The 25,935-nt window shown below is 70.1% G+C and carries 24 protein-coding genes and 1 pseudogene; 4 read left to right on the top strand and 21 right to left on the bottom strand.

Annotation, left to right across the window (positions count from 1 at the left end):
• Window positions 1–36 precede the first annotated feature (36 nt).
• From ACGFW6_RS28020 to ACGFW6_RS28010, 3 genes are read left to right on the top strand one after another with little or no spacing between them, the layout of a single operon-like run.
• Window positions 37–735 (top strand): toll/interleukin-1 receptor domain-containing protein, encoded by a 699-nt coding sequence (locus ACGFW6_RS28020; protein WP_393515490.1) that lies wholly within the window; start codon window positions 37–39, stop codon window positions 733–735.
• Entirely contained in the window at window positions 732–2,648 is a 1,917-nt protein-coding gene (locus ACGFW6_RS28015) for an ATP-binding protein (RefSeq protein WP_393515487.1), read from the top strand. The genes ACGFW6_RS28020 and ACGFW6_RS28015 overlap by 4 nt, the downstream gene beginning before the upstream one ends.
• Window positions 2,645–3,724 carry a hypothetical protein gene (locus tag ACGFW6_RS28010; RefSeq protein WP_393515484.1) on the top strand — a complete coding sequence of 360 codons (1,080 nt, stop codon included), beginning with the start codon at window positions 2,645–2,647 and terminating at the stop codon, window positions 3,722–3,724. Before ACGFW6_RS28015 ends, ACGFW6_RS28010 begins: the two co-directional genes overlap by 4 nt.
• A 69-nt stretch (window positions 3,725–3,793) precedes the next feature.
• Here the strand turns inward: ACGFW6_RS28010 and metK are convergent, their stop codons facing one another.
• From metK to pyrR, 13 genes are all read right to left on the bottom strand, one after another.
• Window positions 3,794–5,002, bottom strand: coding sequence for a methionine adenosyltransferase (gene metK, locus ACGFW6_RS28005; RefSeq protein ID WP_393515481.1), 1,209 nt, complete (start codon window positions 5,000–5,002; stop codon window positions 3,794–3,796).
• Window positions 5,003–5,240: 238 nt separating this feature from the next.
• Window positions 5,241–6,443: a bifunctional phosphopantothenoylcysteine decarboxylase/phosphopantothenate--cysteine ligase CoaBC gene (coaBC, locus tag ACGFW6_RS28000; protein WP_393515478.1), complete on the bottom strand. Its 1,203-nt coding sequence runs from the start codon at window positions 6,441–6,443 to the stop codon at window positions 5,241–5,243.
• 103 nt (window positions 6,444–6,546) lie between these two features.
• The gene (gene rpoZ, locus ACGFW6_RS27995) at window positions 6,547–6,819 is read right to left on the bottom strand and encodes a DNA-directed RNA polymerase subunit omega (protein WP_003988945.1); all 273 of its coding nucleotides are present in this window, start codon (window positions 6,817–6,819) and stop codon (window positions 6,547–6,549) included.
• 94 nt (window positions 6,820–6,913) lie between these two features.
• A complete protein-coding gene (gmk, locus tag ACGFW6_RS27990; RefSeq protein ID WP_030947365.1) occupies window positions 6,914–7,471 on the bottom strand; it encodes a guanylate kinase in 558 nt (185 codons plus the stop codon).
• A 59-nt stretch (window positions 7,472–7,530) separates the two neighbouring features.
• Window positions 7,531–7,854 (bottom strand): integration host factor, encoded by a 324-nt coding sequence (locus ACGFW6_RS27985; RefSeq protein ID WP_003977346.1) that lies wholly within the window; start codon window positions 7,852–7,854, stop codon window positions 7,531–7,533.
• Between the two features lie 320 nt (window positions 7,855–8,174).
• Entirely contained in the window at window positions 8,175–9,020 is an 846-nt protein-coding gene (pyrF, locus tag ACGFW6_RS27980; RefSeq protein WP_393515474.1) for an orotidine-5'-phosphate decarboxylase, read from the bottom strand.
• On the bottom strand, window positions 9,017–10,123 hold the full coding sequence (locus ACGFW6_RS27975; RefSeq protein ID WP_393515471.1) for a quinone-dependent dihydroorotate dehydrogenase: 1,107 nt from the start codon (window positions 10,121–10,123) through the stop codon (window positions 9,017–9,019). Before ACGFW6_RS27975 ends, pyrF begins: the two co-directional genes overlap by 4 nt.
• Before the next feature lie 110 nt (window positions 10,124–10,233).
• Window positions 10,234–13,542: a carbamoyl-phosphate synthase large subunit gene (gene carB / locus ACGFW6_RS27970; protein WP_393515468.1), complete on the bottom strand. Its 3,309-nt coding sequence runs from the start codon at window positions 13,540–13,542 to the stop codon at window positions 10,234–10,236.
• Complete coding sequence (gene carA / locus ACGFW6_RS27965) at window positions 13,535–14,677, bottom strand: glutamine-hydrolyzing carbamoyl-phosphate synthase small subunit (RefSeq protein ID WP_393515465.1); 1,143 nt, start codon at window positions 14,675–14,677, stop codon at window positions 13,535–13,537. The genes carB and carA overlap by 8 nt, the downstream gene beginning before the upstream one ends.
• On the bottom strand, window positions 14,674–15,255 hold the full coding sequence (locus ACGFW6_RS27960) for a hypothetical protein (RefSeq protein WP_393515462.1): 582 nt from the start codon (window positions 15,253–15,255) through the stop codon (window positions 14,674–14,676). The genes carA and ACGFW6_RS27960 overlap by 4 nt, the downstream gene beginning before the upstream one ends.
• A complete protein-coding gene (locus ACGFW6_RS27955) occupies window positions 15,252–16,538 on the bottom strand; it encodes a dihydroorotase (RefSeq protein ID WP_393515459.1) in 1,287 nt (428 codons plus the stop codon). The genes ACGFW6_RS27960 and ACGFW6_RS27955 overlap by 4 nt, the downstream gene beginning before the upstream one ends.
• Before the next feature lie 4 nt (window positions 16,539–16,542).
• Window positions 16,543–17,520: an aspartate carbamoyltransferase catalytic subunit gene (locus ACGFW6_RS27950; RefSeq protein ID WP_393515457.1), complete on the bottom strand. Its 978-nt coding sequence runs from the start codon at window positions 17,518–17,520 to the stop codon at window positions 16,543–16,545.
• 97 nt (window positions 17,521–17,617) lie between these two features.
• Window positions 17,618–18,190 (bottom strand): bifunctional pyr operon transcriptional regulator/uracil phosphoribosyltransferase PyrR, encoded by a 573-nt coding sequence (pyrR, locus tag ACGFW6_RS27945; protein WP_125527466.1) that lies wholly within the window; start codon window positions 18,188–18,190, stop codon window positions 17,618–17,620.
• A 255-nt stretch (window positions 18,191–18,445) separates the two neighbouring features.
• Between pyrR and bldD the strand changes: the two genes are divergently transcribed.
• Window positions 18,446–18,949 carry a transcriptional regulator BldD gene (gene bldD, locus ACGFW6_RS27940; protein ID WP_007491469.1) on the top strand — a complete coding sequence of 168 codons (504 nt, stop codon included), beginning with the start codon at window positions 18,446–18,448 and terminating at the stop codon, window positions 18,947–18,949.
• 114 nt (window positions 18,950–19,063) lie between these two features.
• On the opposite strand, the pseudogene nusB reads toward bldD, so the two are convergent.
• The 8 genes and pseudogenes from nusB to ACGFW6_RS27900 form a co-directional block, all read right to left on the bottom strand.
• Window positions 19,064–19,477, bottom strand: a pseudogene (gene nusB, locus ACGFW6_RS27935) (transcription antitermination factor NusB); the annotation flags it as partial.
• A 1-nt stretch (window position 19,478) separates the two neighbouring features.
• On the bottom strand, window positions 19,479–20,045 hold the full coding sequence (efp, locus tag ACGFW6_RS27930; RefSeq protein WP_030947394.1) for an elongation factor P: 567 nt from the start codon (window positions 20,043–20,045) through the stop codon (window positions 19,479–19,481).
• 59 nt (window positions 20,046–20,104) lie between these two features.
• On the bottom strand, window positions 20,105–21,211 hold the full coding sequence (locus ACGFW6_RS27925; RefSeq protein ID WP_393515452.1) for an aminopeptidase P family protein: 1,107 nt from the start codon (window positions 21,209–21,211) through the stop codon (window positions 20,105–20,107).
• 176 nt (window positions 21,212–21,387) lie between these two features.
• Entirely contained in the window at window positions 21,388–22,359 is a 972-nt protein-coding gene (locus tag ACGFW6_RS27920) for an AAA family ATPase (RefSeq protein ID WP_393515449.1), read from the bottom strand.
• A gap of 168 nt (window positions 22,360–22,527) precedes the next feature.
• Window positions 22,528–23,619: a 3-dehydroquinate synthase gene (gene aroB, locus ACGFW6_RS27915; protein WP_393515446.1), complete on the bottom strand. Its 1,092-nt coding sequence runs from the start codon at window positions 23,617–23,619 to the stop codon at window positions 22,528–22,530.
• Window positions 23,616–24,134: a shikimate kinase gene (locus ACGFW6_RS27910; protein WP_393515443.1), complete on the bottom strand. Its 519-nt coding sequence runs from the start codon at window positions 24,132–24,134 to the stop codon at window positions 23,616–23,618. The genes aroB and ACGFW6_RS27910 overlap by 4 nt, the downstream gene beginning before the upstream one ends.
• Complete coding sequence (gene aroC / locus ACGFW6_RS27905; protein WP_393515440.1) at window positions 24,131–25,315, bottom strand: chorismate synthase; 1,185 nt, start codon at window positions 25,313–25,315, stop codon at window positions 24,131–24,133. Before aroC ends, ACGFW6_RS27910 begins: the two co-directional genes overlap by 4 nt.
• Window positions 25,316–25,499: 184 nt before the next feature.
• Window positions 25,500–25,916, bottom strand: coding sequence for a hypothetical protein (locus ACGFW6_RS27900; protein WP_393515437.1), 417 nt, complete (start codon window positions 25,914–25,916; stop codon window positions 25,500–25,502).
• Between the last annotated feature and the right edge of the window lie 19 nt (window positions 25,917–25,935).

Here is a 25,935-nt window from a genome sequence, read left to right as displayed (position 1 = left end):
CCCCTGTGTCCTTTCCGGAAGAGAGGCCGATCTGCCATGCCCGACGTCTTCATCAACTACCGCACCGGTGACGGAGAACAGGCCGCCGCCACCCTCGACGGAGCCTTGTCCGCGCGGTTCGGGAAGGAGCGGATCTACTACGCCAGCAAGTCGATCCCACCCGGCACGCCCTTCGACGGCCATCTGATCCACAGTGTGCGACGCAGTGGCGTGCTTCTGGCTCTGATCGGCCCCGCCTGGATCGGACACAAGGCGCTGCGCAGCGACGGCGACTGGGTCGGCAGGGAGATCCAGGAAGCATTCCTCTGCGACATCCGGGTCATCCCCGTGCTGCTGGGCCGCATGACCGAACGCCCGACCAAGGACGAACTCCCTCGCCCGCTGAGGAAGCTCGCGGACTGCCAGAGCCTGCGCTACGACCACCAGAACAAGGAGTACGACCTGAAGCAGATCGGAGACCACCTGGCCAGGCTCGTACCGGAGCTCGCCGCCGCAGACAGCGAGGCTCCCGGAGAGCAGGCCGCCCCGGCTCCGACACACAACATCGCGGGTGGCGTCCACGGAACCGCCGTACAAGGCGCGGTCAGCAACATCCGAGAAGCCCACGGCCCGGTCCACATCGGCCCCAGCAGTGTGCGCATGGGCGACGGCGGCAACTACTTCCAGGGCGGCAACGCAGGCGGCATCCGGCAGAACTTCGGCCGCTCGCGTCCCGAGGAGGACGACGAACGGTGAGCGATCGGAACGGGGACACCTACAACTACAACGTCAGCAACAACTACTTCGGACCGGAGCCCCTCCTCAAATCTCCTCGTGCCACACCCCGGAGAGTCGCTGACGATCAACTCAAGCGTCTGCAGCGGGAGTTCGCACGGCCCGACGGCATGGGAGAAGCGTTCGACGTCCTGACCGGCGAGCACACCGTCATCCTCCACGGGGAACCAGGCAGCGGGCGGACATCGGCGGCCCGGGTCCTGCTGTGCGAGCTCCCGCCGGACGGCGGCATGTATCTCGAACTCACGCCAGAGGCACCCGAGACGGTTGCCGATCGGTGGCTCTCCCCCGACCTCGTCGGAGGGCACGACCGCATGCTGCTCGACCTGTCCGCCACGGACGAGCGAACCTGGTACGCCGTACACGAGGAACTCTCCGACTTCCGGCATGAGGTCCTGCGCAGGGGCGCGTTCCTCGCACTCGTCCTGCCGAGCCCGTTCGAGGAGGGGCTCTCGCCTCAGTTCGCTCAGTTCCGCCGGCGAATCGGCCGCCCTGACGGGTGGGAGGCCGTCAACCGGCACCTGTGGCTCGCCGGAGTGCACGGAAACGTCCGGGGCCTGGCACCACCCGCCCTGCGCACGTATCTGGACAGCGGACCGCCCATGCGCGACCTGGCCCGGTTGGCCGAGCGCATCGGCACGGCCGCTCGGGGACCCGGCAACTTCGCCTCCTGGTGCGAGGCCGCCCTCGCGGCCCAGACGGACCGCACCCGCGATGTCGCCGACGCCGTGGGCCGACTGCGCAAAGGCAGACAGCGTGCGCTCTTCCTCACGACGGCAATGCTGGAGGGCGCACGCGCCGAGGCGGTGCACCGAGCCACGAACCTCCTGGTCGACGAGGCCGGATCCGCCCATGACGAGCGTCCGCTCCTGGAGCACAAGAGACTCTCCCTACGGCTGGAGACGGTCGGCGCCGAGGCGGGCCCGGACGCAAGGGTGCGCTTCACCGAACCGGGCTTCGCCAAAGCCGCACGTCGCCTCTTCTGGACCGACCTGCCCGACATTCGCGAGCCACTTGGCCATTGGCTGACCAAGGTCCTGAAGGTGCGAGAGCTCGAAGAGCCCGACTCGGCGGAAGCCGTCGCGCGGTTCACCGATCTGTGTCTGAGCACGCACGAGCTCGAACGGCTCACCGGACTCGTCGAGCAGTGGACGCTCGACTCGGCTCACCGGGGGACCGAAGTACGAGCCGCCGCCCACCTCCTTCGGCACGGCATCGAGGACGAGCAATGGAACAGCAGGTTCCGCTCAGCGATCTACGATTGGAGCACTGGTCGACTGCCCAAGCACCTGCGGGAAGTTCTCGTCGAGGTCTGCACGAAGGTGATGTCGATCCACCATCCCGAACCCGCACTCGTACGGCTCCACCACCTTGCCCGCAACGAGCCGCACCCCGGTGTCGTCGCCCGCCAGGGACTCCTCGCCTTGGTCAACCAGGAGGTGCGGCTTCAGCGCCGGCTGCTCGCCAGGCTGGCCACGACACAGTCCGAGCGGCACCATCGCGCCGACGCGGACCTGTTCCTGGATCTGACGGAACTGCCCGACAGCTTCCTCCTCACCGCACCGACACGGGAATGGCTCACCGTGTGCTGGCGCATGGCCTTCGACCTGCTGGATCCCGGCCGCTGGGCCGACCGCACCGTCCGTTGGCTGGCCACTGCGGACCACGTGGACGACAAGGACCTCGCCGAAGCGATCCTGAGCATCCTGGTGGACGCCTCCGACACGAACTATCCGGTGCTCAGCCGCATCTACGCGGACGCCCGTCGGAGTGTCTCGCCCGAGCTGGCCTCCCGCCTCCTGCAATCCATCAACACCGCACAGCGCGCCCGCTTCACGCGAGGAGCGCCCGACCTGGAGGTGTCTGCGTCATGAGCTCCGGCCAGAAGACCGTCTCGGCGTTCCTCAGTCTGATCAGCGCGTTGCTCGTCCTCATCCTCGGGCTGACGCTGCGCTGGCCGCTGTGGATGTGGCTGGGCACGATCGCCGTGCTCCTGGCCGCATGGGCCCTCGCGACGTACTCGGCGATCCGCGCACGCAAACGCGACCCCTTCCCACCCGGCTCCCTCATCGAGCAACCCGCTCCCCCGACCGTGGAACGCCAGGAGCGGTACGTGAGCGGGGTCCCGTTGCCCAGCAGCGAGGCCGACTACGACTTCCTCTTCGCCGCCCGGGTGCGCTGGATCCTCGCCGATCCCATGGTCGGCGACCAGCTCATCAACCCGGGCGCGCTGGCCGTGGAGTCCGTACTCGCCCGCGCCGGCCGCATCACCGCGGACATGCACCCCTTCAGAAGTTCCCTCGGCCGGCATCAACTCAACGCGGCGCTCGGCGTCATGGAACCCGACCCCGACGGCCACCTGCACGCGATGGCCCTGGACGTCGAGCTCACACTCACGGACGAGGACCAGCACAGGCTGGACCGGCTGGCGGCGATCCGTAAGGACGAGGCCCTGTGGGAACACCAGCGCAAGTACGAGCAGAACAAACGCGAGTACCTGGGCAACGACGTGCTCACCAGCACGGGCAGCGCCGTCGTGTGGTGGCTGGCGAGGAACGACGACCACGTCGAGAAGACCGTCAAGGACATCGGCCTCCTGGCACGCCTCTCCTCCGCCGCGAACGACCGTGAAGTCGATGAACCCTTCCGGTACCTGGTCCCGGAGGCCTTTCCGCCTCCCCCGGAGCAGCACGGCCCCCTGCCGCCCCAAGAGGCGCCTTTCCGGCCCATGGCCACCGCGGCGGATCTCTTCTCCGACTTTTTCGGGAAGGTCGGGTTCAGCCCGGGGGAGCAAGAGGCCGTGCTGATCGCGGAACAGGTCGCCTGCGCGATCGCCTCCAGGGACACGGTGGCGGCCGAGGAGATACGGCGCCGGTTCGGCGGCTTCCAGGCAGCCGCGCATACGAACGGCGCCGGCCCGGCGCAGGAGGACGACACAGGTCAGCCGTAGGACGTGCGAGAAACGCCGAGGCCCGGCCCCCGAAAGGGGCCGGGCCTCGAACGCATCGTGGAGCCGGGACTACAGCCCCGCAGCCTTCTTCAGCGCCTCCACCCGGTCCGTCCGCTCCCAGGTGAACTCCGGCAGCTCACGGCCGAAGTGACCGTAGGCGGCGGTCTGGGCGTAGATCGGGCGGAGCAGGTCGAGGTCGCGGATGATCGCGGCCGGGCGGAGGTCGAAGACCTCGTCGATGGCCTTCTCGATCTTCTCGGGCTCGATCTTGTGGGTGCCGAAGGTCTCGATGAACAGACCCACCGGCTCGGCCTTGCCGATCGCGTACGCCACCTGCACCTCGCAGCGCGCGGCCAGGCCCGCGGCGACGACGTTCTTGGCGACCCAGCGCATCGCGTACGCCGCCGAACGGTCCACCTTGGACGGGTCCTTGCCGGAGAAGGCGCCGCCGCCGTGCCGGGCCATGCCCCCGTAGGTGTCGATGATGATCTTCCGGCCGGTCAGACCCGCGTCACCCATCGGACCGCCGATCTCGAAGCGCCCGGTCGGGTTGACGAGGAGGCGGTAGTTCTCGGTGTCCAGCTTGATGCCGTCGTCCAGGAGGGACTTCAGCTCCGGCTCGACCACGAACTCCTGGATGTCGGGCGCGAGGAGCGAGTCGAGGTCGATGTCGGAGGCGTGCTGCGAGGAGACGACCACCGTGTCCAGACGGACCGCCTTGTCACCGTCGTACTCGATGGTGACCTGCGTCTTGCCGTCGGGGCGCAGGTAGGGGATGGTGCCGTTCTTGCGGACCTCGGAGAGGCGCTTGGACAGGCGGTGCGCCAGGAAGATCGGCAGCGGCATCAGCGTCGGCGTCTCGTCCGTCGCGTAGCCGAACATCAGGCCCTGGTCGCCGGCGCCCTGTCGGTCCAGCTCGTCCTCGTCGCCCTCGACCCGGGACTCGTACGCCGTGTCGACGCCCTGCGCAATGTCGGGCGACTGCGCGCCGATGGAGACGGAGACACCACAGGAGGCGCCGTCGAAGCCCTTCTTCGAGGAGTCGTAGCCGATCTCCAGGATCTTGTTGCGGACCAGCGTCGCGATGTCCGCGTACGTCTTGGTCGTGACCTCTCCGGCCACGTGCACGAGCCCGGTGGTGATCAGGGTCTCGACAGCGACCCGGGAGGACGGGTCCTCACGCAGAAGCGCGTCGAGAATGGTGTCGCTGATCTGGTCAGCGATCTTGTCGGGGTGACCCTCGGTCACGGACTCCGAGGTGAACAGGCGACGGGACACAACGCTCCCTGTGGTTGCAGCGGCTGCTGGCTGATCATTGGCGGACGGTCGGGAGCTGCGCCCGGCGTCGTCCGAGGACAGTTTATCTGTCGTGCTCGGTCACGGACCCCCTGTCTCGCCTCTCGGGAGGGCTGTGACCTGCGGCACGGGCATTCTGCCCAATGTCACACCCCCTTGACCAGGCACGCCACACCGGAATCAAGGAAGGCACGAGAGAAGCCCGGGCGCATCAAACAATTCACCCGAGCCGTCGCGCCACCAGGTCCCACACCGTTTCGGCCAGGGCCTCCTTGGGTCCGTACGGCACCGGGGTCTCACTGCCGTCGGCGCCCAGGACCACGGCCTCGTTCTCCTCCGAGCCGAACGTCTTACGCTCGCCCACCTCGTTCACCACGAGGAGGTCGCACCCCTTGCGTTCCAGCTTCTTACGGCCGTTGGCCAGCACGTCGTCCGTCTCGGCGGCGAAGCCGACGATCACCTGACCGGGGCGGGCACGGTCGGTGGAGATCTCCGCGAGGATGTCCGGATTACGCACCAGAACGATGGGTTCCGGATCCTCTCCGTCCTTCTTCTTGATTTTCCCGGAGGCGTAGGTCGCGGGCCGGAAGTCGGCGACCGCGGCCGCCATCACCACCGCGTCGGCGTCCGAGGCGGCCTTGAGAACCGCCTCCCGCAGCTGCACGGCCGTGCCGACCGGTACGACGTCCACGCCGGCCGGCTCGGGCAGCCCGGCGTTCGCGGAGACCAGCGTGACGCGGGCGCCCCGGGCGGCGGCGGTGCGGGCGAGGGCGTAGCCCTGCTTGCCGGAGGAGCGGTTGCCGAGGAAGCGGACCGGGTCGAGGGGCTCGCGGGTGCCCCCGGCGCTGACGACGACGTGCCGCCCCTTGAGGTCGGGCTCAGTGACGCCGCGGGCCAGCACGCGGCGGCAGACCTCGAAGATCTCGGCGGGGTCGGGCAGCCGGCCCTTGCCGGTGTCGACGCCGGTCAGGCGGCCGACCGCGGGCTCGATGACCACCGCGCCGCGCCGGCGCAGCGTCGCCACGTTCTCCTGGGTGGCCGCGTGCTCCCACATCTCGGTGTGCATGGCGGGGGCGAAGACCACCGGGCAGCGGGCGGTGAGCAGGGTGTTGGTCAGCAGGTCGTCGGCGAGGCCGTGGGCGGCCTTGGCGAGGGTGTCGGCCGTGGCCGGGGCGACGACGACCAGGTCGGCGTGCTGACCGATGCGGACGTGCGGGACCTCGTGGACGTCGTCCCAGACCTCGGTGGAGACGGGGTGGCCGGAGAGGGCGGACCAGGTGGCGGCGCCGACGAAGTGCAGGGCGGAGGCGGTGGGGACGACGCGGACGTCGTGCCCCGACTCGGTGAGTCTGCGCAGCAGCTCACACGCCTTGTACGCGGCGATGCCGCCGCTGACCCCCAGAACGACCTTCGGCTTGTCCACCGGGCCTCCCCACTCGTTGACCGATGCCTCCATGACACACCACAGGCCCGACAGTCGCGCTGCCGGGCCTGTGGAAAAGCCAGCTGAAAGCTGAAAATACTACTTACTGCGCCGGGCCTTCGACGGCCTCGGACGTCAGCAGACCCGCGTTGATCTCGCGCAGGGCGATCGAGAGCGGCTTCTCGTGCACGTGGGTGTCGACGAGCGGACCGACGTACTCGAGGAGGCCCTCGCCGAGCTGCGAGTAGTACGCGTTGATCTGGCGGGCCCGCTTGGCCGCGTAGATCACGAGGCTGTACTTCGAGTCGGTGGCCTCGAGGAGCTCGTCGATCGGCGGGTTGATGATGCCCTCGGGCGCGGAGATGGAAGAGGACACGCTCTACCTTCCGATGGATGGGAAAGATTCAGTGCGCATGATCAGGTCTGGCTGAACCGGTCAGGACCGAACAGTCATGACCACACAGTCACGATCACACAACGTCCATCAAGGCTAGCAGCTCGCGCGCCACGTCCTCGACGGAGGTGTTGACCAAGGTGGTGTCGAACTCCGGCTCGGCCGCCAGCTCGACCTTCGCCGCGTCCAGCCGGCGCTCGATCACCTCGGGCGGCTCGGTGCCACGTCCGGTGAGTCTGCGCACGAGCTCCTCCCAGGAGGGAGGGGCCAGGAACACCAGCTGAGCCTCGGCCATGGACTCACGGACCTGCCGGGCCCCCTGGAGGTCGATCTCCAGCAGGACGGGCTCACCCGCCTCCAGCCGCTCCAGCACGGCCGCACGCGGCGTGCCGTAGCGGTTGCCGGCGAACTCGGCCCACTCCAGCAGCTCACCATTGGCGATCAGCTTGTCCATCTCGTCGTCGGTGACGAAGAAGTAGTGGACACCATGCTTCTCGCCGGGGCGGGGCTTGCGGGTCGTCGCCGACACCGAGAGCCAGACCTCGGGGTGTTCCTTGCGCATATGGGCGACGACCGTGCTCTTGCCGACCCCTGAGGGGCCGGAGAGCACGGTCAGCCGCGGACGTTCACTCATGCAGCGATTATTCCAGCAATCCCGGAGTGCCCGGGACTCCCTGTCCCAAGAGCGCGGACTCAGGAGCCGGTGCTGCCGAACTCACGCTCCAGGGAGGCGATCTGGTTCGAGCCGAGACCGCGTACGCGGCGGCTCTCGGAGATGCCGAGTCGCTCCATGATCTGCTTGGCGCGGACCTTGCCCACGCCCGGCAGGGACTCGAGCAGCGCGGAGACCTTCATCTTGCCGATGACGTCGTTCTCCTGGCCCTGCTTGATGACCTCGTGCAGGGAGGCGCCGGAGTGCTTGAGTCGATTCTTGACCTCGGCCCGCTCCCGGCGAGCCGCGGCGGCCTTTTCGAGCGCGGCTGCGCGCTGTTCAGGGGTAAGGGGCGGAAGAGCCACGCCTACGTCACCTCGGATGTCGAACTGTCGGATACGGACCGGTGAGGAACCTAGTCGCCCCACACCTGGGGAGCCACGAGCAACACGCTGCCCGCACTCCCCCACTGCCTGAAGGGCGTGGGAGGCTCCCTCACTCGTCGGAGACTAGCGGCCAAGTCCGCCAGAGTCAGCGAGAACAGCGGAAAAGTCCTGGTCAGCCTCCGTCAGGCCAGACATTTAGGACATAATGCCCTGGATTTGAGGATGTATCCAGACTCAAGTCGGCCGCGGGCCACTCATCGGAGGACCCCCGCGACCGGCTCGAACACCTCTGACGGCGGTCAGACGCCCGACACGGCGTCGGCGATCTCGTCGGCGAAGCGTGACGCGGTCTCACGCAGCGCGACGACGTCCGGTCCGTGCCGCAGGACACCCCGGCTGACATTGGGGACGACATTGCGCGCCGCGGCGCCGAAGACGTGCGGAAGATCCGCCGGCGTGGCGCCCTGGGCCCCGATGCCGGGGGCGAGGATCGGACCGTTGATCGAGAGGTCGTAGGACGACAGGTCACCGAGCGTGGCGCCGACGACCGCGCCGAAGGACCCCATGGGCCGCTCGCCCTCGTTCTCGGCCGCGAGGTGGGCCAGCATCGTCGCCCCGACGGTGCGGCCGTCCGCGCGGACCGCGTGCTGGACCTCGCCGCCCTCCGGGTTCGAGGTCAGCGCGAGCACGAACAGCCCGGCGCCGCTCTCCCGGGCCAGCGCGACGGCCGGCGAGAGCGATCCGTAGCCGAGGTACGGCGAGACGGTCAGCGCGTCGGAGAACAGCGGGGAGTCCTTGCGCAGGAAGGTCTCGGCGTACGCGGCCATGGTCGAGCCGATGTCGCCGCGCTTGGCGTCCATCACGACCAGCGCGCCGGCCGCCCGCGCCTCCTCGACCGACTTCTCCAGGACGGCGATACCGCGCGACCCGAAGCGCTCGAAGAAGGCGCTCTGCGGCTTGAGCACGGCGACCCGGTCGGCCATCGCCTCGACGACCGTGCGGCTGAACCTCTCCAGGCCCGCCACGTCGTCGTTCAGGCCCCACTCGGACAGCAGGGAGGCGTGCGGGTCAATGCCGACGCACAGGGGGCCGCGCTCGTCCATGGCGCGGCGCAGACGTGCGCCGAAGGGTTCGAGAGAGCTCATGCCGTCTTCCTCACGTCGGCGCCGACCGCGTCGGCGAGGGTGGCGTACGGGCTGGTGCGCAGGCGCGCGGCGAGCCCCTTGTGGATGGCACGGCCCCAGAAGGGCCCTTCGTAGATGAACGCGCTGTATCCCTGCACGAGCGTGGCACCGGCGAGAATGCGCTGCCAGGCGTCCTCGGCGTTCTCGATGCCGCCGACGCCCACCAGGGTGATCCGGTCGCCCACGCGCGCGTACAGGCGCCGCAGGACCTCCAGGGAGCGCGCCTTCAGGGGTGCCCCGGACAGGCCGCCGGTCTCCTTGACGAGCGTGGGCTCGGACTTCAGACCGAGCCCCTCGCGGGCGATGGTGGTGTTCGTGGCGATGATCCCGTCCAGGCCGAGCTCGACGGCCAGGTCGGCGACCGCGTCGACGTCCTCGTCGGCGAGGTCCGGTGCGATCTTCACGAGCAGCGGCACCCGGCGCGTGGTGACCGTGCGGTCCGCTGCCTCGCGGACGGCGCTCAGGAGCGGCCGCAGGGACTCCGTGGCCTGGAGGTTGCGCAGGCCGGGCGTGTTGGGCGAGGAGACGTTGACGACCAGGTAGTCGGCGTACGGCGCGAGCCGCTCGGTCGACTTCACGTAGTCGCCGGCGGCGTCGGCCTCCGGGACGACCTTGGTCTTGCCGATGTTGACGCCGACCACGGTCCGGAAGACGGGCGTACGGGAGGCCAGGCGGGCCGCCACGGCCAGCGAGCCCTCGTTGTTGAAGCCCATGCGGTTGATGAGCGCGCGGTCCTGCACGAGCCGGAACAGCCGCTTCCTGGGGTTGCCCGGCTGCGCCTCGCCCGTCACCGTGCCGATCTCGACGTGGTCGAAGCCCAGCATCGACATCCCGTCGATCGCGACCGCGTTCTTGTCGAAGCCGGCGGCGAGCCCGAACGGGCCGTGCATGCGCAGCCCGAAGGCCTCGGTGCGCAGTTCCTTGTGGCGGGGCGCGAGGGCGGCCGCGACGAAGGTGCGCAGTACGGGGATGCGGGCGGCGAGCCGGATCCAGCGGAACGCCAGGTGATGGGCCTGCTCCGGGTCCATCCGTTTGAAAACCAGACGGAAGAAAAGCTTGTACATCGTTCTGTCCTCTTCGAAGCCTCGGTGAGCCTCATGCCGGTGAGCCTCATGAAGAGCCGGTGAGCCTCATGAAGAGGGGGACACCGTTTCCGGTGTCCCCCTCAGGGCTGCTAGTCGCGGGCCGCGGTCAGATGCTCGGCGTGTTCCTGCAGGGAACGCACGCCCACATCCCCGTGGTTGAGGGCGTCGATGCCCTGGACGGCGGCGGCGAGCGCCTGGACCGTCGTCAGGCAGGGCACGGACCGCGCCACGGCCGCCGTACGGATGTCGTAGCCGTCGAGGCGGCCGCCGGTGCCGTACGGGGTGTTGACGATGAGGTCGACCTCGCCGTCGTGGATGAGCTGGACGATGGTCTTCTCGCCGTTGGGGCCGGTGCCCTCGGACTGCTTGCGCACGACGGTGGCGTTGATGCCGTTGCGCTTGAGGACCTCGGCGGTGCCGGAGGTGGCCATCAGCTCGAAGCCGTGGGCGACCAGCTCACGGGCCGGGAAGATCATCGAGCGCTTGTCGCGGTTGGCGACCGAGATGAACGCGCGGCCCTTGGTGGGCAGCGGACCGTAGGCGCCGGCCTGCGACTTGGCGTACGCCGTGCCGAAGACGGAGTCGATGCCCATGACCTCGCCGGTGGAGCGCATCTCCGGGCCGAGGATGGTGTCCACGCCGCGGCCGTGGATGTCGCGGAAGCGCGACCACGGCATGACGGCCTCCTTGACGGAGATCGGCGCGTCGAGCGGGAGTTCGCCGCCGTCGCCGGTCGCCGGAAGGAGCCCCTCCGTGCGCAGTTCGGCGATGGTCGCGCCCAGCGAGATCCGGGCGGCGGCCTTCGCCAGCGGCACCGCGGTCGCCTTCGAGGTGAAGGGGACGGTGCGGGACGCGCGCGGGTTGGCCTCCAGGACGTACAGGATGTCGCCGGCCATCGCGAACTGGATGTTGATCAGGCCGCGCACGCCGACGCCCTTGGCGATGGCCTCCGTGGAGGCCCGCAGGCGCTTGATGTCGAAGCCGCCGAGGGTGATCGGGGGCAGGGCGCACGCCGAGTCGCCGGAGTGGATGCCGGCCTCCTCGATGTGCTCCATGACGCCGCCGAGGTAGAGCTCGGTGCCGTCGTAGAGCGCGTCGACGTCGATCTCGATCGCGTCGTCCAGGAACCGGTCGACGAGGACCGGCCGCGAGGGGCTGATCTCGGTCGACTCGGCGATGTAGGACTCCAGCCGGGTCTCGTCGTAGACGATCTCCATGCCGCGTCCGCCGAGGACGTACGACGGCCGCACCAGCACCGGGTAGCCGATCTCGTCGGCGATGGCCTTGGCGCCGGCGAAGGTGGTCGCGGTGCCGTGCTTGGGGGCGGGCAGGCCCGCCTCGGCGAGGACGCGGCCGAACGCGCCCCGGTCCTCGGCGGCGTGGATGGCCTCCGGGGAGGTGCCGACGATCGGCACGCCGTTGTCCTTCAGCGCCTGCGACAGGCCCAGCGGGGTCTGGCCGCCCAGCTGGACGACGACGCCCGCCACCGGGCCGGCCTGCTGCTCCGCGTGGACGATCTCCAGCACGTCCTCGAGCGTCAGCGGCTCGAAGTACAGGCGGTCGGAGGTGTCGTAGTCCGTGGAGACGGTCTCCGGGTTGCAGTTGACCATCACGGTCTCGTACCCGGCGTCGCCCAGCGCGAAGGAGGCGTGGACGCAGGAGTAGTCGAACTCGATGCCCTGGCCGATGCGGTTGGGACCGGAGCCCAGGATGATGACGGCCGGCTTCTCGCGCGGCGCGACCTCGGTCTCCTCGTCGTAGGAGGAGTAGAAGTACGGCGTCCTCGCGGCGAACTCGGCGGCGCAGGTGTCGACCGTCTTGTAGACCGGGCGGATGCCGAGCGCGTGCCGCACCTCGCGCACGACGTCCTCGCGCAGGCCGCGGATCTCGCCGATCTGCTGGTCGGAGAAGCCGTGCCGCTTGGCCTCGGCGAGCAGCTCGGGGGTGAGCTTCGCGGCCTCGGCGAGCTCGTCGGCGATCTCCTTGATGAGGAAGAGCTGGTCGACGAACCAGGGGTCGATCTTCGTGTACTCGAAGACCTCCTCCTGGGTGGCGCCCGCGCGGATGGCCTGCATGACGGCGTTGATCCGGCCGTCGGTCGGGCGGACCGCCTCCTCGAGGAGGGCGGTCTTGTCGCCGGGTTCGCCGACGAAGGTGAACTGGCTGCCCTTCTTCTCCAGCGAGCGCAGGGCCTTCTGGAAGGCCTCGGTGAAGTTGCGGCCGATGGCCATGGCCTCGCCGACCGACTTCATGGTCGTCGTCAGCGTGGAGTCGGCCTGCGGGAACTTCTCGAAGGCGAACCGCGGGGCCTTCACGACCACGTAGTCGAGCGTGGGCTCGAAGGAGGCCGGGGTCTCCTGCGTGATGTCGTTCGGGATCTCGTCGAGGGTGTAGCCGACGGCGAGCTTGGCCGCGATCTTGGCGATCGGGAAGCCGGTCGCCTTGGAGGCGAGCGCCGAGGACCGCGACACGCGCGGGTTCATCTCGATGACGATCACGCGACCGTCCTCGGGGTTCACCGCGAACTGGATGTTGCAGCCGCCGGTGTCGACGCCGACCTCGCGGATGATCGCGATACCGACGTCACGCAGCACCTGGTACTCGCGGTCGGTGAGGGTCATCGCCGGCGCGACCGTGATGGAGTCGCCGGTGTGCACGCCCATCGGGTCGAAGTTCTCGATGGAGCAGACGACCACGACGTTGTCGTGCTTGTCGCGCATCAGCTCCAGCTCGTACTCCTTCCAGCCGAGGATGGACTCCTCCAGGAGCACCTCGGTGGTCGGGGAGAGCGTGAGGCCCTGGCCGGCGATGCGGCGCAGCTCCTCCTCGTCGTGCGCGAAGCCGGAGCCGGCGCCGCCCATGGTGAAGGAGGGGCGGACGACGACCGGGTAGCCGCCGAGGGTCTCGACGCCCTGGAGGACGTCGTCCATGGAGTGGCAGATGACCGAGCGGGCGGACTCGCCGTGCCCGATCTTGCCGCGGACGGCCTCGACGACGTCCTTGAAGAGGTCGCGGTCCTCGCCCTTGTTGATGGCCTCGACGTTGGCGCCGATCAGCTCGACGCCGTACTTCTCCAGCGTGCCCGCCTCGTGCAGCGAGATCGCGGTGTTGAGGGCCGTCTGGCCGCCCAGGGTGGGCAGCAGCGTGTCGGGCCGCTCCTTGGCGATGATCTTCTCGACGAACTCCGGGGTGATCGGCTCGACGTAGGTGGCGTCGGCGATCTCCGGGTCGGTCATGATCGTCGCCGGGTTGGAGTTCACGAGGATGACACGCAGGCCCTCGGACTTCAGGACCCGGCATGCCTGCGTGCCGGAGTAGTCGAACTCGGCGGCCTGGCCGATGACGATCGGGCCGGAGCCGATGACCAGGACGGACTGGATATCGGTGCGCTTAGGCACGCTGGCCCTCCATCAGGGATACGAAGCGGTCGAACAGGTAGGCGGCGTCGTGCGGGCCCGCTGCCGCTTCGGGGTGGTACTGGACGCTGAAGGCCGGCTTGTCGAGGAGGTGGAGTCCCTCCACCACGTTGTCGTTGAGGCAGACGTGGGAGACCTCGGCGCGGCCGTAGGGGGTCTCGGAGACCTTGTCGGTCGGCGCGTCCACGGCGAAGCCGTGGTTGTGCGCCGTGACCTCGACCTTGCCGGTCGTACGGTCCTGGACCGGCTGGTTGATGCCGCGGTGGCCGTACTTCAGCTTGTAGGTGCCGAAGCCGAGGGCGCGGCCGAGGATCTGGTTGCCGAAGCAGATGCCGAAGAGCGGGGTGCCGCGCTCCAGGACCGCCTGCATGACGGAGACCGGGTGGTCGGCGGTGGCCGGGTCGCCGGGGCCGTTGGAGAAGAACACGCCGTCGGGGTTCACGGCGAACACGTCGTCGGCGGTGGCCGTGGCGGGCAGCACGTGCACCTCGATGCCGCGCTCGGCCATGCGGTGCGGGGTCATGCCCTTGATGCCGAGGTCGACGGCGGCGACGGTGAACTTCTTCTCGCCGATCGCGGGGACGACGTACGCCTCCTTGGTGGCGACCTCGGCAGAGAGGTCGGCACCCTTCATCTCGGGGGCCTGGCGGACCTCGGCGAGCATGGTGCCCTCGTCGGGCAGCGCGTTGCCGGAGAAGATGCCGACGCGCATGGCGCCGCGCTCGCGGAGGTGGCGGGTGAGCGCGCGGGTGTCGATGCCGGAGATCCCGACGACGCCCTGGTGGCGCAGCTCCTCGTCCAGCGAGCGCTTGGCGCGCCAGTTCGACGGCACGCGCGCGGGGTCGCGCACGACGTAGCCGGCGACCCAGATCTGCTTGCTCTCCGGGTCCTCGTCGTTGACGCCGGTGTTGCCCACGTGCGGGGCGGTCATCACGACGACCTGACGGTGGTACGACGGGTCGGTGAGGGTCTCCTGGTAGCCGGTCATGCCGGTGGAGAACACGGCCTCGCCGAAGGTCACCCCCACGGCCCCGTAGGCGCGGCCGCGGAACGTCCGGCCGTCCTCCAGGACGAGTACCGCGGGAACCTTGCCGGCTCCCCTTGTGGAGGTCGTCATCGTTCGGCGCCTTCCGTGCTGTTGGTGTTGATCATGGAGTTAATGACGTCGACCCACTCGTTGTGCTCCGCCGCGTGGTCCGAGCGGAACCCCGAGTCGATCAGCCGCTCGCCGTGCGCCCAGGTCACCACGAGCAGTCCGCCCTCGGTCAGGACCTTGCCGGCGATGCCCTTGTCGAGCCGGGCCTCGCGCAGCTGCCCGACGGGGACGAAGAAGTCGGTCGCGCCGGGGCGTACGACGTCCAGTCCCGCGTCCGTCAGGGTGAGCTCGACCCGGCTGCGGGTGCCCAGGCCGTGCGCCACGATGCGGTCCAGCCACTGACCTGCGGTGGTCGAGCCGTGGTAGCGGCCGCTCATGCTCAGTCTCGCCGGGCCGGGGTCGTCCGGCGCGCTGGGCAGCTCGGGCAGGTCGCCCTGGAGCGTGCCGCGCCACTTCCAGCCCTCGCGCATCAGCCAGTAGACGAGCGCGACGAAGAGGGCGAGGCCGACGAGCCAGCCCACGCGGGCGGCCCAGTCGGTGACCTCGGCCGACTTCTTTTCGGCGGCGAACGAGGCGGCGAGCAGAGTTGCAGGTGTCACGTGAGCTTCCCGTCGACGAGCGTGGCCTTGCCCCGGAGCCACGTGTGCGTCACACGGCCCGGCAGCTCACGACCCTCGTACGGGGTGTTGCGGCTGCGCGAGGCGAAGCCCGCGGGGTCCACGGACCCACGGTATTCCGTGTCGACGAGCGTGAGGTTGGCGGGCTCACCAGCCGAGACGGGGCGGCCGTGGCCCTGGGCCTGCCCGATCTGCGCGGGCTTCACGGACATGCGCTCGGCGACCCCGGCCCAGGTGAGCAGCCCGGTGTCCACCATGGTGTCCTGCACGACCGAGAGCGCGGTCTCCAGGCCGACCATGCCCATGGCGGCCGCGGCCCACTCGCAGTCCTTGTCCTCGTGCGGGTGCGGGGCGTGGTCGGTGGCGACGATGTCGATCGTGCCGTCGGCCAGTGCCTCGCGCAGCGCCATCACGTCACGCTCGGTGCGCAGCGGCGGGTTCACCTTGTAGACCGGGTTGTAGGTGCGCACCATCTCGTCGGTGAGGAGCAGGTGGTGCGGGGTGACCTCGGCGGTGACGTCGATGCCGCGGGACTTGGCCCAGCGGACGATCTCGACGGAGCCGGCGGTCGACAGGTGGCAGATGTGGACGCGGGAGCCGACGTGCTCGGCGAGCAGGACGTCCCGGGCGATGATCGATTCCTCCGCCACCGCGGGCCAGCCGCCGAGACCCAGCTCGGCGGAGACGACGCCCTCGTTCATCTGGGCGCCCTCGGTCAGCCGGGGCTCCTGCGCGTGCTGGGCGACGACGCCGCCGAAGGCCTTCACGTACTCCAGCGCGCGGCGCATGATCACGGCGTCGTCGACGCACTTGCCGTCGTCGGAGAAGACGGTGACGCCGGCGGCCGACTCGTGCATGGCGCCCAGCTCGGCGAGCTTGCGGCCCTCCAGGCCGACGGTGACGGCTCCGATGGGCTGCACGTCGCAGTAGCCGTGCTCCTTGCCCAGGCGCCAGACCTGCTCGACGACGCCGGCGGTGTCGGCGACCGGGAAGGTGTTGGCCATGGCGAACACGGCCGTGAAGCCGCCCGAGGCCGCCGCGCGCGTGCCGGTCAGCACGGTCTCGGAGTCCTCGCGGCCGGGCTCGCGCAGATGCGTGTGCAGGTCGACCAGGCCCGGCAGCAGGACCTTGCCGGCCGCCTCGACGACCTGGGCGCCCTCGTCGCTCAGGCCGGTGCCCACCTCGGCGATGGTCTCGCCGTCGATCAGCACGTCCTGGGGCTCGCCGCCGAGCACCTTCGCACCACGGATCAGGATCTTGCTCATCTGTCTACTTCTCCTCGGTACGGGTGTGAGTGGCGGCCGGTTCGTTTCCGCCCAGCAGCAGGTACAGGACGGCCATCCGGATGGAGACTCCGTTTGCGACCTGCTCGATGGCGGTGCAGCGGTCCGAGTCGGCGACCTCGGCGGTGATCTCCATGCCGCGGACCATCGGGCCGGGGTGCATCACGATGGCGTGCTCGGGCATCCTCGCCATGCGGTCGCCGTCGAGGCCGTAGCGCCGCGAGTACTCGCGCTCGGTCGGGAAGAACGCGGCGTTCATCCGCTCGCGCTGCACACGCAGCATCATCACCGCGTCGGACTTCGGCAGGGTGCTGTCGAGGTCGTACGACACCTCGCAGGGCCAGGTCTCGACGCCGACCGGCACCAGGGTGGGCGGGGCGACCAGGGTGACCTCGGCGCCGAGGGTGTGCAGCAGGTCGACGTTGGAGCGGGCGACGCGGCTGTGCAGGACGTCGCCGACGATCGTGATGCGCCGGCCGTCGAGGTCCTGGCCGAGCCCGGCGTCCCGGCCGACGAGCCGGCGGCGCATCGTGAAGGCGTCCAGGAGGGCCTGGGTGGGGTGCTGGTGGGTGCCGTCGCCGGCGTTGATGACGGCCGCGTCGATCCAGCCGGAGTTGGCGAGGCGGTACGGCGCCCCGGAGGCGCCGTGCCGGATGACCACGGCGTCGACGCCCATGGCCTCCAGGGTCTGGGCGGTGTCCTTCAGGGACTCGCCCTTGGACACGCTCGACCCCTTGGCGGAGAAGTTGATGACGTCCGCGGACAGCCGCTTCTCGGCGGCCTCGAAGGAGATGCGGGTGCGCGTGGAGTCCTCGAAGAAGAGGTTCACGACGGTGCGGCCGCGCAGGGTCGGCAACTTCTTGATCGGCCGGTCGGCGACCCGGGCCATCTCCTCGGCGGTGTCGAGGATCAGGACGGCGTCGTCGCGGGTGAGGTCGGCGGCCGAGATGAGATGACGCTGCATCTGTCAGGCTCCGTAAGGCAGTTCAGGAGAATTGGGGCAGACGGGTGCGCCGGAGGGCGCACTGAGCGGGCGTACGACAGCGCGTACGCCGGGGGCGCTACTGGGAGGTCTGCTTGGCACCGAGCAGCACGGTGTCGCGACCGTCCTCCTCGGCGAGCTGGACCTTGACCGTCTCCCGCAGCGACGTGGGGATGTTCTTGCCGACGTAGTCGGCGCGGATGGGCAGTTCGCGGTGGCCCCGGTCGACGAGGACCGCGAGCTGGACCGCGCGCGGACGGCCGATGTCGTTCAGGGCGTCGAGCGCGGCGCGGATGGTGCGGCCGGAGAACAGGACGTCGTCGACGAGGATGACGAGGCGGCCGTCGATGCCGTCACCGGGGATCTCGGTGCGGGCGAGCGCACGCGGCGGGTGCATGCGCAGGTCGTCGCGGTACATCGTGATGTCGAGCGAGCCGACCGGCATCTTGCGCTCGGTGATCTCCTCGAGCTTGGCGGCGAGCCGCTGGGCGAGGAAGACGCCTCGGGTGGGAATTCCGAGGAGCACCACGTCGTCGGCGCCCTTGGCGCGCTCGACGATCTCGTGGGCGATGCGGGTCAACACCCGCGCGATGTCAGGGCCTTCGAGAACGGGCCTGGCGTCGGACGCTTGCGTGTCCTGCTGCCTGTCCATACGAAAAGGACCTCCTTCTCCGCCTCACGGGACGGACCTTAAAGGACGTCTGGTTTGCGCCATCCACCGTAGCAGGCCACCGGAGGGCGTCTCATCACCCCCTTGGCCCAATCGGCCACCGATAGCACGGAAGCGTCGGTGTGGACCATTCGGCTTGACGCGCCAGAGTAACGCTGCGTAACCTCACAGTGAGTTACCAACCGCGCGGCATGGAACCCAAGCCACGCCGCGTCGACACAGTGTCCGGGGAGCTATATGTCCAGCGAATACGCCAAACAGCTCGGGGCCAAACTCCGGGCCATCCGCACCCAGCAGGGCCTTTCCCTCCACGGTGTCGAGGAGAAGTCCCAGGGACGCTGGAAGGCCGTCGTGGTCGGTTCGTACGAGCGCGGTGACCGTGCCGTGACCGTACAGCGCCTTGCCGAGTTGGCGGATTTCTACGGCGTCCCGGTGCAGGAGCTGCTGCCGGGCACCACTCCGGGCGGGGCCGCCGAGCCGCCGCCGAAGCTGGTCCTGGACCTGGAGCGGCTGGCTCATGTGCCGGCCGAGAAGGCGGGTCCCCTTCAGCGCTACGCCGCGACCATCCAGTCGCAGCGCGGTGACTACAACGGCAAGGTGCTCTCGATCCGCCAGGACGACCTGCGCACACTCGCCGTCATCTACGACCAGTCCCCCTCGGTCCTGACCGAGCAGCTGATCAGCTGGGGCGTCCTGGACGCGGACGCGCGCCGCGCGGTCTCCCACGCCGACGAGGGCTGAGCCCTTCAGGCCTGAGCAGAAACGTACCGCCGGGGTGGCCGAAACCCATGGGGTCGAGGCCACCGAGGCGGCGTTCTGACGCCCGAGAGGGCCCCAGGGACACAAGAAGACGCGGGAGGGCTTCAGGTCCTTGAAACGGCCGAGCAGGCCGTTGACGAACGACGGCGACTCGTCCGTGGAGAACTCCTTCGCCAGCTGCACCATCTCGTCCAGCACGACGGCGTCCGGGGTCTCGTCGACCCAGATCAGCTCGTACGCGCCGAGCCGCAGGATGTTGCGGTCCACGACCGGCATGCGGTCGAGCGTCCAGCCGACGGCGTACTGCGCGATCAGCTCGTCGATGTGCCTCGCGTGCTGCGCGTAGCCCTCGACGAGCTGCATCGTGTACTCGCTCACCGGCGGCTGCCGGGTGTCGGCCCGGGAGAGCCGGATCCAGTCCGCGAGAACCGTCAGGACGTCGGCTCCGCGCTGGTCACCCTCGAAGAGGATCTGGAAGGCGCGCTTGCGGGCCGTGTTGCGGGCAGCCAATTTAGCTGTTCACCCGGCCGAGGTAGTCGCTCGTGCGGGTGTCGACCTTGATCTTCTCACCGGTGGTGATGAAGAGCGGGACCTGGATCTGGTGGCCGGTCTCCAGGGTGGCGGGCTTGGTGCCACCGGTGGAGCGGTCGCCCTGGACACCCGGCTCGGTCTCCTGGATGACCAGCTCGACGGCGGCCGGGAGCTCGACGAAGAGCACCTCGCCCTCGTGCTGGGCGACGGTGGCCATGAAGCCCTCGATCAGGAAGTTCGCGGCGTCGCCGACGGCCTTCCGGTCGACCATGAGCTGGTCGTAGGTCTCCATGTCCATGAAGACGAAGTACTCGCCGTCCATGTACGAGAACTGCATGTCGCGCTTGTCGACGGTGGCCGTCTCGACCTTCACGCCGGCGTTGAAGGTCTTGTCGACGACCTTCCCGGACAGCACGTTCTTGAGCTTGGTGCGCACGAAGGCCGGGCCCTTGCCGGGCTTGACGTGCTGGAACTCGACGACGGACCACAGCTGGCCGCCGTCGAGCTTGAGCACCATGCCGTTCTTGAGGTCGTTCGTGGAAGCCACGGTTGCGGAATCTCCTGGACTGACGTGGACGACCCCGGCGCACGCACGTAGCTGAAAAGCTAAAGCGCGAGCAGCTCCTTGGTCGTGATGGTGAGTAGCTCGGGTCCGCCGTCCGCCTCGGGGCGAACGACGAGCGTGTCATCGATCCGGACGCCGCCCCGGCCCGGGAGGTGGACCCCCGGTTCGACGGTGACCGGCACGCAAGCGTCCAGTTTACCCATGGCCGCGGGAGCCAACTGCGGGTCCTCGTCGATTTCGAGTCCCACACCGTGCCCCGTCAGCGCCGGAAGGCCTTCCGCGCACCCCGCGGAATCCAGCACCTGCCGCGCGGCGCGGTCCACGTCGCGGTAGGCCGCGCCGGGTGCGAGCATCTCCCGTCCGGCCCGCTGGGCTGCGAAGACCAGGTCGTACAGGTCGATCTGCCAGTCGGCGGGGGACGTGCCGATGACGAAGGTGCGGCCGATCTCGCAGCGGTAGCCGCGGTACGTCGCCCCCAGGCACACGGAGAGGAAGTCGCCCTCCTCGACCCGGCGGTCCGTGGGCCGGTGTGCGCGTCGGCCGGAGTTCGGGCCGGTGGCCACGGCGGTCGGGAAGGCGGGGCCGTCGGCGCCGTGGTCCACGAGGCGGCGTTCGAGTTCGAGGGCGAGATGGCGCTCGGTGCGGCCCACGAGGATGGATTCGAGGAGCTCCCCCAGCGCCTGGTCGGCGATCTCGGCGCCGATACGCAGGCAGGAGATCTCCTCCTCGTCCTTGACCACCCGGAGCTGTTCGACCGCGCCGCCGAGGTCGGCCAGGCGCAGACGGGGCACGACGGAGCGGATGGCTCTGTGCCGGGCGACGGTGAGGTGGTGTTCCTCCACGGCGAGGGAGTCACCGCCCTGCCCCTCGGCGAGGTCGGCCGCCGCGACCGCGGGGTCACCGGCCGCGCCGGGCAGGATGTGCGTCCGCAGGGCCTCGTCGGGGCGACCCTCGGCGGGCCGGTCGTCGGGCGGGCCGACACACACGAGCAGGTCCTCGGACCTGCCGATGAGCAGCACGGAGTCCTGGGGGGCGGCGCCCGCGAGGTAGCGGACGTTCGCGGGGCGGGAGATCAGCGCGGAGGCGCTGCCGCTGGCTTGGCAGCGTTCCCGTAGGCGGGTTCGGCGGGCGGCGTACACCTCTGACATGACACGAGCGTAGGAGGCTCGTCCGGTTTGTGCCGGTTGGGAGAGAGCCGTTCGGACGAGAGGGTGCCGCCTGAGGTTGTGAGCCGTGTGCGGGTGAGTGGAGGGCTCGCGCCCGCGCGGCGGAGCCGCACATCGATACAGTCCCGCACCCCTTCACGCCGACCCGATCGCGTCGGCTACCAGTTCGGTGGGCTCGCGATCGAGCGGGCCAGTACGTCGTCCAGGACCTGGGCGGTCTGCGGGACGTCGAGCTGGGAGTTGTCGATGATGGGCAGGCCCGAGCCGTACCAGCCCGCCATGCGGCCGTGGATCCGCGCCACCTCCTCGTCGGTGAGGCGGCGGTTGCCCGCGCGTTCGGCGTTGCGCTCCAGGACGATCTCCAGGCCCGGCAGCAGCACCACGGGCAGCAGCCCGGGGCCGACGTGCCGCTTCCAGCCGCCGAGGCCGACGACCGGGCGGTCGGGGAAGACCGCGTCGTCGAGGATGCAGGAGATGCCGTTGGCCAGGAAGTTCCGCGCGGCGAAGCCGCAGGTGCGGCGGGCCAGGCGGTACTGGGCCTCGGAGTGGTCGTTCCACCCGGACTGGGGGTCCGCGAAGCCCGAGCGGACCCATTCACGCACGTCGTCGAGGCTGATGTGGGCCGTGGGGACCCGGCGGTGGTCCGCCCAGTACTTGGCGACGCTCGTCTTGCCGGCCCCGGCCGGACCGATGAGCAGCACCGCGATGGTCGTGGTCGTCGGGTCGGGTGTCGCGGTCGCGGGCGGCACGCTCGGCATGCCGACGGGACCGCCGGGCGGCAGCGGTACATGGCCCGTGGTCTCGGGCGCCTGCGGGGCCGGGACATGGTGCGGGGTGTGCGGAACCGGTCCGGGGGGTGCGAAGCCCGGCGCCGGGGGCGGCGGGGGCGGCGCGGAGCCCTGATGGGGCGCGGAGCCCTGATGAGCAGCGGGTCCTTGATGAGCAGCGGGACCCTGATGCGGGGCAGGTCCCTGATGAGCACCGGGTCCCTGATGCGGGACGGGACCCTGGTGTGCGGCGGGTCCCGGGTGCCCGCCCGGGTGGTGCGCCCCCGGGTCGTGCGCGGCCGGCGTCCAGCCGTGCCCCGACTGATGGGGCGGCGGCAGCGGAGAACCCACTGCATGCTGCATCCGGTGCCACTCCGTCTCGTCTTCCATGGCCATTGGCGCTGGCAGCGGGCTCGCGACCCGCCCCCTACCGAACGGTACCGCCCCCGGCCACCGTTTGGTGAACGGCCGGGGGCGGTCTGAAGTGCCCATCGCCACAGGCGAATCGGACGGAACGGTGATTCGGTGGACTTACTGGCCGACTTCGCCGTACGCGGCGAGCAGCACGGCCGGGTCCGGCCCCTCCAGGACGGTGGGCTTGGCCAGACCGTCGAGGACGATGAAGCGCAACAGGTCGCCGCGCGACTTCTTGTCGACCTTCATGGCCTGGAGCAGCTTGGGCCACTGGTCGTAGCGGTAGTGCAGCGGCAGGCCCACCGATTCGAGGATCGTGCGGTGCCGGTCCGCCGTCGCGTCGTCCAACCGTCCCGCGAGACGGCCGAGTTCGGCGGCGAAGTGCATACCGACGGCCACGGCGGCGCCGTGCCGCCACTTGTAGCGCTCGTTCTTCTCGATCGCGTGGCCGAGCGTGTGGCCGTAGTTGAGGATCTCCCTGAGGCCCGACTCCTTCAGGTCCGAGGAGACGACCTCGGCCTTGACCCGGATCGAGCGCTCGATCAGCTCCGCGGTGTGCGGGCCGGCCGGGGTGCGCGCGGCCTCGGGGTCGGCCTCGATCAGCTCCAGGATCGCCGGGTCGGCGATGAAGCCGGCCTTGATGATCTCCGCGAGACCGGAGACGTAGTCGTTGACCGGCAGCGAGTCGAGGGCGGCCAGGTCGCACAGCACGCCGGCCGGCGGGTGGAAGGCACCGACCAGGTTCTTGCCCTCGGCGGTGTTGATGCCGGTCTTGCCGCCGACGGCCGCGTCCACCATGGCCAGCACGGTGGTGGGGACCGCGATCCAGCGCACTCCGCGCAGCCAGGTCGCCGCCACGAACCCGGCCAGGTCGGTGGTCGCGCCGCCGCCGACACCGACGATCACGTCGGAGCGGGTGAACCCGGACTGGCCCAGCGCCTTCCAGCAGTAGGCCGCCACCTCGGCGGTCTTGGCCTCCTCGGCGTTCGGCACCTGGATGGCGACCGCCTCGTAGCCCTGCTCGGCCAGATCGGCCCGCAGCGCCTCGCCGGTCTCGGCCAGCGCCTCCGGGTGGATCACGGCGATCCGCTTGACCCGCGCGCCGATCAACCCGCCCAGCTCGCCCAGGAGCTGACGGCCCACCAGTACCTCGTACGGCTCACTGCCCGCGGTACCGCCGACCTGGATCCGCGTCACTGCCTCAGTCATGCGTCCTTCAACTCCAGTGCGTCCAGGGCGGCTTGAGACACCTCTTCGGGCGTACGGCCGTCGGTGGCCACGACGGCCGTGGCGACCCCCTCGTACAGATGGCGGCGGGCCTCCATCAGGTCCCGCCACTGCTTGCGCGGATTGACCGCGAGCAGCGGACGGGCGGCGTTCAGGCCGGTGCGCTTGACCGCCTCCTCGACGTCCATCGACAGGTAGACGACCCGCTGCCCGGCCAGCAGCGCGCGCGTGTCCTCGTCGAGGATCGAGCCGCCGCCCAGTGCCAGGACACCGTCGTGCTCGGTCAGCGCCCGCTGCACGGCCTGCTTCTCGATGGCGCGGAAGGCCGGCTCGCCCTCGTCGACGAAGATCTCCGCGATGGTCCGGCCCTGCTCGGCCACGATGTCGTCGTCGGTGTCCCGGTAGCCGACGCCGAGGCGCTCGGCGAGCAGCTGTCCGACCGTGGACTTGCCCACGCCCATCGGCCCGACCAGCACCACCACAGGCGCTGCGCTCATCGGATCGCGAGGTTGTCGAGGTACGACTGGACGTTGCGGCGGGTCTCGGCCACCGAGTCGCCGCCGAACTTCTCCGCCACCGCGTCGGCCAGGACGAGCGCCACCATGGCCTCCGCGACGATACCCGCGGCCGGGACCGCGGAGACGTCGGAGCGCTGGTGGTGGGCCTGCGTGGCCTCGCCGGTCGCGACGTCGACGGTCTGCAGGGCCCGCGGCACGGTGGCGATCGGCTTCATCGCGGCGCGCACCCGCAGCAGCTCACCGGTGGTGAGGCCGCCCTCGGTGCCGCCGGAGCGGCCGGAGACCCGGCGGATCCCGTCGGGCGTGTTCACGATCTCGTCGTGCGCCTTGGAGCCGGGCACGCGGGCGAGTTCGAAGCCGTCGCCGAGCTCGACGCCCTTGATCGCCTGGATGCCCATGAGCGCACCGGCGAGGCGGGCGTCCAGCTTGCGGTCCCAGTGCACGTGCGAGCCGAGGCCCACGGGGACGCCGTAGGCGAGCACCTCGACCACGCCACCGAGGGTGTCGCCGTCCTTGTGGGCCTGGTCGACCTCCGCGACCATCGCCTTCGAGGCGTCCGCGTCGAGGCAGCGCAGCGGGTCTTCGTCCAGCTTCTCGACGTCGGCCGGCGTCGGGTACACACCCTGCGGGGCCTTCACGGAGCACAGCTCGACGACATGGCTGACGATCTCGATGCCGGCCGTCTCCTTGAGGTACGACCGGGCGACGGCGCCGAGGGCGACACGGGCCGCGGTCTCCCGTGCCGAGGCACGCTCCAGGATCGGGCGGGCCTCGTCGAAGCCGTACTTCTGCATGCCCGCGAGGTCGGCGTGGCCGGGACGCGGACGGGTCAGCGGGGCGTTGCGGGCGAGGCCGGCGAGGATCTCCGGGTCGACCGGGTCGGCCGCCATGACCTGCTCCCACTTGGGCCACTCGGTGTTGCCCACCATGATCGCCACGGGGGAGCCGAGGGTGAGGCCGTGCCGGACGCCGCCGATGAAGGTGACCTCGTCGCGCTCGAACTTCATGCGCGCACCGCGTCCATAGCCGAGCCGGCGCCGGGCCAGGTGGTCCGCCACCATCTCCGTGGTGATCGGCACGCCGGCGGGAAGGCCCTCCAGCGTCGCCACGAGTGCGGGACCGTGGGACTCCCCCGCGGTCAGCCAGCGCAACCTGCTCAACGGTGCTCCTCAGTGCTCGCGCCCTGGTACTGCCCTGCGTACGCGTGTCCTCACGTACGTCGACGGCGCGACCAGGTGCGCGGCCCCGGCCCGCCACCTTCGATCCTCCCACGTCCGGCACCGGTCCCCGGCCGCCGGTCCACCAGGCGGACGGAAAACGGACGGCGCCGGACGCCGGCGCGGATCACGCGGGGCTGTTGCCCTGCGGCTGCTGCGGGGCGTACGCGCCCAGGAAGTCGGCGCCGCTCGGCTGCGCCGGCTGCGGCCGGGCCTGCTGCTGCGGGGCGTACGCGCCCAGGAAGTCGGCGCCGCTCGGCTGCGCCGACTGCGGCTGGGCCTGCTGCTGCGGGGCGTACGGGCCCAGGTAGTCGGCGCCTCGCCCCTGGCCGTGCTGCGGGGCGGCCTGGACAGCCCCGAGGGCCTGCGCCCGGCGTACGGCGCGGCGCCGGTCGATCTTGCGCTTCAGGTTGTAGACCCACGACCCGACGACGAGCAGGATGACCAGGACGAGCACCGGAATCTGCACCCAGTCCGGCATGAACTGCAGGACGATCTCGAATATTTCACTCTTGCCGGACGCCAGCGGCACACCAGTGGACACTGCTCGTACTCCCCCTCGA

Source organism: Streptomyces sp. Y7 (assembly GCF_043195415.1).
Classification (GTDB): Bacteria; Actinomycetota; Actinomycetes; order Streptomycetales; family Streptomycetaceae; genus Streptomyces.
This window is presented reverse-complemented; position numbering and strand designations above follow the sequence as displayed.